The organism is uncultured Mucilaginibacter sp. (assembly GCF_937859865.1).
Lineage (GTDB): Bacteria > Bacteroidota > Bacteroidia > Sphingobacteriales > Sphingobacteriaceae > Mucilaginibacter_A.
Map to the genome: position 1 here is coordinate 13,861 of NZ_CALMAT010000165.1, position 7,180 is coordinate 21,040.

6 protein-coding genes and 1 pseudogene (1 of these 7 cut by a window edge) are annotated in these 7,180 nt (G+C 41.9%); 4 read left to right on the top strand and 3 right to left on the bottom strand.

What is annotated here, in order from left to right:
* Positions 1–916 (bottom strand): annotated as a pseudogene (gene dinB / locus Q0192_RS17585) (DNA polymerase IV) (it extends 254 nt beyond the left edge of the window).
* Between the two features lie 297 nt (positions 917–1,213).
* Here dinB and Q0192_RS17590 point away from each other — a divergent pair.
* Positions 1,214–2,005: an alpha/beta fold hydrolase gene (locus tag Q0192_RS17590; protein WP_299291597.1), complete on the top strand. Its 792-nt coding sequence runs from the start codon at positions 1,214–1,216 to the stop codon at positions 2,003–2,005.
* A 226-nt stretch (positions 2,006–2,231) separates the two neighbouring features.
* Here the strand turns inward: Q0192_RS17590 and Q0192_RS17595 are convergent, their stop codons facing one another.
* Both Q0192_RS17595 and Q0192_RS17600 read right to left on the bottom strand, forming a co-directional pair.
* The gene (locus Q0192_RS17595) at positions 2,232–3,416 is read right to left on the bottom strand and encodes an AGE family epimerase/isomerase (protein WP_299291599.1); all 1,185 of its coding nucleotides are present in this window, start codon (positions 3,414–3,416) and stop codon (positions 2,232–2,234) included.
* A gap of 6 nt (positions 3,417–3,422) precedes the next feature.
* A complete protein-coding gene (locus Q0192_RS17600; protein ID WP_299291601.1) occupies positions 3,423–4,550 on the bottom strand; it encodes a glycosyl hydrolase in 1,128 nt (375 codons plus the stop codon).
* 226 nt (positions 4,551–4,776) lie between these two features.
* Between Q0192_RS17600 and Q0192_RS17605 the strand changes: the two genes are divergently transcribed.
* From Q0192_RS17605 to Q0192_RS17615, 3 genes are all read left to right on the top strand, one after another.
* Entirely contained in the window at positions 4,777–5,073 is a 297-nt protein-coding gene (locus Q0192_RS17605; RefSeq protein ID WP_299291603.1) for a hypothetical protein, read from the top strand.
* 44 nt (positions 5,074–5,117) lie between these two features.
* Positions 5,118–5,654, top strand: a complete 537-nt coding sequence (locus Q0192_RS17610; protein ID WP_299291605.1) for an AraC family transcriptional regulator — start codon at positions 5,118–5,120, stop codon at positions 5,652–5,654.
* Between the two features lie 399 nt (positions 5,655–6,053).
* On the top strand, positions 6,054–7,180 hold a 1,127-nt coding region (locus tag Q0192_RS17615; protein WP_299291607.1), incomplete at its 3' end, for a DNA polymerase IV.

The window sequence follows — 7,180 nt, forward strand, 5'->3', positions numbered from 1 at the left end:
ATACGGTTTGTTTAGTTTCGGTTGAGAAATCCGAATTACGTATTTTAACGGTAACACAGCCGCTTAGTTTTTTTTGCTGCCGTAGCAGGAAGGCAATTTTGGAAGTCATGCGCACCAGTTCGGTCAGCAGGAAATCCGCGTTGGCCACATCACTTTCAAACGTGTTTTCGGTGCTGATACTTTTCCGTTCTGAATATGGTACAACCGGCGAATCATCAATGCCGCTGGCGCGGCGGATCAAATCCAGGCCGCCTTTTCCGAAACGCATTTCCATCAACGCCGGGTTGGATTCGCTTAAATCTTTCAGCGTAAAAAAACCCATTTGCCTAAGCTGGACTGCCGTTTTTTCGCCAATGCCGGGCATCCTTTCGATCTTTAAAGCTGATAAATACTGCTTTTCCTGGCCGTGTTTTACTTCGATTTGCCCGTCGGGCTTTACTTCGTTCGTTGCAATTTTAGAGATCAATTTGTTGGACGCCAGCGCGTAAGAAATGGGCAAACCGGTTTCTTTGACCACCGTTTGTTTGAGTTCTTTGGTGAACTGGCTGCAGCCAAAAAAGCGGTCCATACCAGTTAGATCCATATAAAATTCATCAATGCTGGCTTTTTCTAAAACGGGGACACGTTCGCGGATAATAGAAGTAACCAAACGCGAATAATGGCTGTAACTTTCAAAATCGCCACGGACAGAAATAGCTTGCGGACATAACTTTCGCGCTTGTCTGATCGGCATGGCGCTATGGACACCAAAAACACGGGTTTCGTAACTGCAGGCTGCAACAACGCCGCGATCGGTAGAACCGCCAACGATAACCGGCTTGCCAATTAAAGCACTGTTTTTCAAACGCTCAACGCTTACAAAAAACGAATCGAGATCAAAATGGGCAATAAAACGTTGGTTAGAAAACTCAGCCATAACCGGAATTGATACAGCTAAAATACTAAATTAACTCAGGTTGCTAAGTGCAATACTGAATGCCTGTTTAAAATTTGTTCAATCTATTTGCTGTGCTTCTTTTATCACTTAAAAAACAGTAAACACTTGGTTTTTTGATTGGGTTAATTTAATGCAAACACCAATTTTTATAGTGTAAAAAAAGCATTGGTATTTTTTGTTGTATAAATTTAAATAGGCCCTGAAGTAGTCAAAAACAATTACTTGAACTAACTTTTCAATTTTTGTAATTTTGAGACAATTTTTAATCAATAAAAAATGCCCTTCACTTCCTCGTTTAAAACACTAAACTTTATACGGACTGGCCCTCAAAACATCCAACCAATTGTCCTTTTACATGCAGTTGGAACAGATCTGACTTTATGGGGGCCGCAAATTGAGGCACTTCAAAAAAAGCATGATGTGATTGCGTATGATTTGCCCGGACACGGCCTGTCAGGCAAGTTAGAAGCCAAACCAACATTTGAAAATTTCGCAAATATAATTTCAGAAGCAATAGATAACCTGGACTGCGGCCCGGTAAATTTAATCGGCATTTCCTTTGGCGGGATGGTTGCGCAAACAATTTCGATCCAACGTCCCGATCTGGTACGGTCCCTGGTGTTAATCGGCACTGCCTGTACATTCACACAAGAAGTACGTACGGCTTTAAGAGACCGGGCACAATTTGTAAGGACCGAAGGAATGCAATCCCTTGCGCCGCTTTCTTTGGCACGATGGTTTACTAATGAATTTGCACTACGCAGGCCGGATATCTTGGACAGTATAAGAAAAATACTTTATCAGCAGGACCCCCTTTTTCATGCAGAATTATGGGACACTATTTCAACCCTGGAAACAGCACCCGGGCTACGGGAAAACTCCTTCCCGGCAATGGTTATTGTAGGTGAAGAAGACGCAAGTACTCCGGTTTCTTCGGCAACGGGCCTCGCAGAGGCATTAAAAACAGACAAACTACATATCGTTCAAAAGTCAAGCCACTTTACTAACCTGGAGTTCCCGGACATTTTAAACAACCTGCTTTTAAATTTTTACAACTCCGTTTATTAAAAAGAGTTGACGTTTATTTTTGCAAATTGATTAAAAGCAAAGTTCGTCAAAATTTCAAGCATGAACTTTGCTTATGATGTTCTGTTCTTTTATAAAAAAGGAACAAATAATTATAAAACTAAGCACAACAAGCATTAGTCAAGCTTCCTCATCGAGCTACTTTTATTTTTACATGCCTTTACATTTAAAAAACTCACTTAGCAACCTGGTTAAATGAATTAGTTTATCAGCCAGCTTTTTTCAACCGATAAATCACTTCCATCAAAGCGCGCGAATTATGGTACGGGCATTTCCACAAACCGGCTTTGTCTTCTCCGGGCATTAAACTTTGATCGTCCCGGATTCCCCAAACCCATTCGCCTTTTTCTACATCAATAATATGGGCTTGAATGTATTTCCAAACGCCTTCAAACTGCTCAAAAAAAGCTTGTTCGCCGGTTAGCTGCCAGGCGTTTAAAAAACCAACCATCGCTTCGGCCTGCACCCACCAGTGGCGGTCTTTGCTTAAATGGTTGTGTTCCGGCTCGTATTCGTAATACATCGAACCGTCTTTGTCTAAACCGTTTGAAGCCGAGCGCGCCATTTCAACGCACTGATTTTTTACCTGTAAAAGAAGCATGTCATCTTCCAAAACTTCGGCAGCTTCAAGCAACAACCAGGAAGCTTCAATATCATGACCGTAAGAAATAAGGTTTGATTTTGACATCCAGTTCTCATCCAAAAACAAAATCAAACGGTTGGTTTTTGGGCCGATCATGTGTTCCAAAAAATTATGGATCAGCCCGCGAATCTGCTGCTTCAAAAACCCATCCGGCCAAACGCGGTGTAAATTGGTGTAGGCTTCCAAAACATGCAAATGCGTGTTCATGGTTTTTTTCTCGTTGGCATCTTTGGCGCTTAAACGCAAATCGGGCAATTCTTCCCAATTTTGGGCGAATGCTTCGAGATAACCGCCGTTTTTCGGGTCGAAACTGTACTTTTCAATATCGGCAAAAATTTGTTGTGCTAAAAGAAGCACGCTTTCATCTTTGCTGATCTTGTAATATTCCGACAAGCCATAAATCATGAAAGCCAAAGCGTAAACCTGCTTTTTGGTATCCAGCGGTTTGCCCTGATAATCTACCGTCCAGTAAACGCCGCCAAATTTTTTATCTATAAAAGAAGCATTGATGTAATCGTAACTCCGCTTCGCCATTTCCAAATAAATGGATTTTGGGTTTTGAAGATAAGCCGCCGAAAAGCTCCACAAAATACGTGCATTCAAAACCGAGCCTTTTGGCGCTTCTGGATAAACTTGGTTATCGTGATCAATCTTGCCGTAAAAACCACCGTTCTGCGTATCGGGCGTAAAAGCAATCCAAAAATTTAGGATATTTTCCAGTTCCTGTTCAAAAGGCTTTAAATCGTACATCCGTTTTTAAAGTTTTTGAGTATAGATGGAATGGCTCAGTTTATCCTGAAAAATGATATGCGGATCAGCATAAAACTTTTTAAAATCGGCAACGCTGGCCTGACCCGGATAAGGCGCAAAATAATGTTCGGTTTTCCAGTTGCGCCAGGTAAGTACGTAAGCGGTTTTGTATTTGCTGATGACCGGAAGCAAAACCTGTGTCCACCAGTTTGGATCAGGGATTCTTTGGTAGCCAACTTCAGTTAGGGCCGGAACTTTGTGGTGTTCGGTGGCTACTTTTTCTAAAATCTGATAACGGTTTTCCAGGTCTTTTTTAAAGTAATCGGCGTCTTTGTCCATGTACGCATCAAAACCGATGATATCCACATAAGCATCGCCGGGATAACGCTCCAGATAATCTTTTTCGATAGCATAATCAGCAGCAGAATAGCCGATTAACAAGTTGTGCAGCTTTTTGGTATTGCGCAAGTAATCAATGGTGAAACGCCATAAAGCGATGTATTCTTCGGGCGTGCATTCTTTGTTCCCCCACCAAAACCAACTGCCGGTATGCTCGTGGAACGGACGGAAAATTACGGGGATCATTTCGCCTTTCGGCCCTTTTAACTGGTTGGCAAAAGCGGCAAACTTATCCAAATATTTTACAAAAGCTTCGTGATGGTTGCCGCCGGGAATGATCTGTTTAACGGTTGAAGTTGGCGTGCTCCAAGCCGTTGCGCCCGTAACCGGATCATTAAAATGCCAGCTAAACTCGTTGATGCCGCCGCGGGCATATACTTCTTTTACATAGGAAATGATGTTGTTGAACGGAACGCCGTCGAGGTTTTTTGCGCTGTCTAATTCTAAATGGCCCAATTCCCAACCGTAAACGCCCGGATAAACACCGGCCGTGCTTTTAACGTCCGACCGGCCTTTTTCGTAAGCCCAGCCCACGCCGTAAGCTAAATCGTCTTGATGCCCAAAAATCACTTTTGATTGTACCAGTTTTTGCATATTGCTGTACAGCATTTTGGTTTCCTGGGTGGCAGCTTTATCAACAGGCAAAATATTTTGTGCTTGTAAAGTGGTTGAAGTGCCAGTTATTGCGGCCAACAATATGCTTCCGGCCAATACTTTTCGTAGTTTATTTATCATTAAATTTTCGGGTTAAATTGGTTGGGTTTCTTCTGGCATTATTAAGTTCAAAATTATTATTTAAGGGATAGTTTTGATAATGCTTTTTTAACATTCTATAACCAGAAGTGTGACGTTGATGCAACCAAAGTAAAAATGCGTCCGTATATTGTTAATACTATTTTAACGTTATCTTTAAATTCTAACCAAATAAAACCTAAAGATTCTAATTTACGGCAAATAAAACATGCAGACAAATGTTGTCCGGGAAATAACGCCGCTTACCCAAAGCGATTGTTTTACGATGTTTTCCAGGGTGAAAAAAAGGTTCGATTTTCCGCTCCATTACCACGAAGAATACGAATTGAACCTGATCCTGAACGCGAAAGGTGCCAAACGGATTGTGGGCGACCACATTGAAATGATTGACGATTTTGGAACTGGTTTTTATCGGCTCGAACCAATACCACGCTTGGTTTACGCACCAATGCGAAAGCGAAGAAATTACCGAAGTAACGATCCAATTCCACCGCGACCTTTTTGACGATAAACTACTGAAAAAGAACCAGCTAAGCTTCATCCCGCAATATGCTGGAACGTTCGCAGCGCGGCATTTTGTTTTCTAAAAGTACCATCCAGCGCTTAAAACCCCGAATTATGGGATTGAGCCAGAAAAGCGGTTTTGATTCTGTGCTCGAACTGCTGTCTATTTTGCATGATCTTTCGGTTTCCAAAAACATGCAAACGCTGTCGGATGCTGCTTTCAACAACGAAAAATCGCATTACAACAGCCGCCGCATCGAAAAAGTGTTTGAATATATGAACACCAATTTTAACCGCGAAATCAGTTTGGCCGAAGTGGCAAAAATTGCCAATATGCCCGAAGCTTCTTTCAGCCGCTTTATAAAAAAACGTACGGGCATTACTTTTATTGATAGTTTAAACGAAATCCGTTTGGGCCACGCTTCGCGGATGCTGATCGATACCACGCAAACCATTGCCGAAATTGCCTACAAATGCGGTTTCAACAACATCTCGCATTTTAACCGGATTTTTAAAAAGAAGAAAGTTTGCACGCCAAAAGAGTTCCGCGAAAATTATTCGGGCAACCGCATTTTTGTTTGATGATTTTAGGGGGGGGGTAAAAGAAGCATGGTTGAAGTCGTTTAAACTTTTTATTTGAACGGGTTGAAACCCATTCCTACAAAATTGGCCGAGCCTACGGCTCTTTGTAATTTGCAGTTAGAACTTAGAAGCTGTTTAAATTTATATCATAAAATTTTACAATGCTTCTTTTATGCCTATAAATTTGGTGTGCCCGGATATTTTACGGACACAAAAACCACAAAAAGACAATGATTTTTATGCGGTAAAAGAAGCATGGTAAATAAGTTTAACAAAATTTAAACAGGCTCTTCATGTTCTTCTTTTTTAAACTTTCCCAATCAAAAAACCTAAAAATTGTGGAAAAGTTTATTTGGTTTCAGCCTTGTAAATGCTAATTAAATTAGCATTTTTGCCGATATGAACCTTAACTCCATCAAAGTACAAACCGAGCCGCGCGTGCTTTTTGTAGATATGAACAGCTTTTTTGCCCGTTGCGAACAGCAGGACAATTACTGGCTGCGCGGACGGCCGGTTGCGGTTTGCGTTTATACCGGCAGGTATGGTTTTGCCATTGCGCTTTCTGTCGAGGCAAAAAGGATGGGTGTAAAAACAGGAATGCGGTTAAATGAAGCCATGAAAATTTGTCCGGAGTTGATTCCGCTGGAAAGCAACCCGAACCGCTACCGGCAATACCACACCAAGATCATCAATGTTTTAAAGCGTTATTGCCCCGAAGTTATCCCGAAAAGTATTGATGAAGCGATCGTCAACCTCACCAATTATCAGCTAATTTATCCGGATACTGTTTTTATCGCACAAAAAATCAAGGAGGATATTAAGCGGGAAGTTGGCGACTGGCTCACCTGTTCCATTGGCATTGCGCCGAATGCTTTTTTGGCCAAATTAGGTTCGGATATGGGTGGTTTTGATGGTTTGCAAATCATCACCGCACAAAATATTGATGATAAATTGGGCGCGCTAAAACTTTCTGATTTGCCCGGCATCGGCAAAAACATGGTTTACCGGTTGGAGCGCGCTAGTATTTTAACGCCGCTGCAAATGCGCTACACGCCGCCCGAAAGGTTAAAAACTGTTTTTAAAAGTATTGAAGGATTGTACTGGCATTACAAATTGAACTTTGTGGAAACCGGCATGTCGGTAAGCGATTATAAAGGCATGCAAGCCATGCGCCAAATTTCTGCCGATAAAAGAAGCAACCCCGAATACATTGAACAGCTGTTTTTAACGCTTTGCGGCACTTTGGAACGGCGCATGGTACACCACAATTTCTATTGCAAAAACATTGCTTTTACCGTAAAATATGTAGATGACACCCGTTGGGATGATGGTTTTTCGATCAGCAACCCGATACAGGATGCCATCAGTTTGATGCGAATGATCAAAAGAAGGCTTACCCGTTTTGAAGAAACCACGCAATCGGCACCAGTTTTTAACACCCAAATCAGCGGTTTACGGGTGATGGTTACCGATTTTGTAAACACCGGCAAAATGATGTACAGCTTGTTTGAAGATGTAAACCGCGG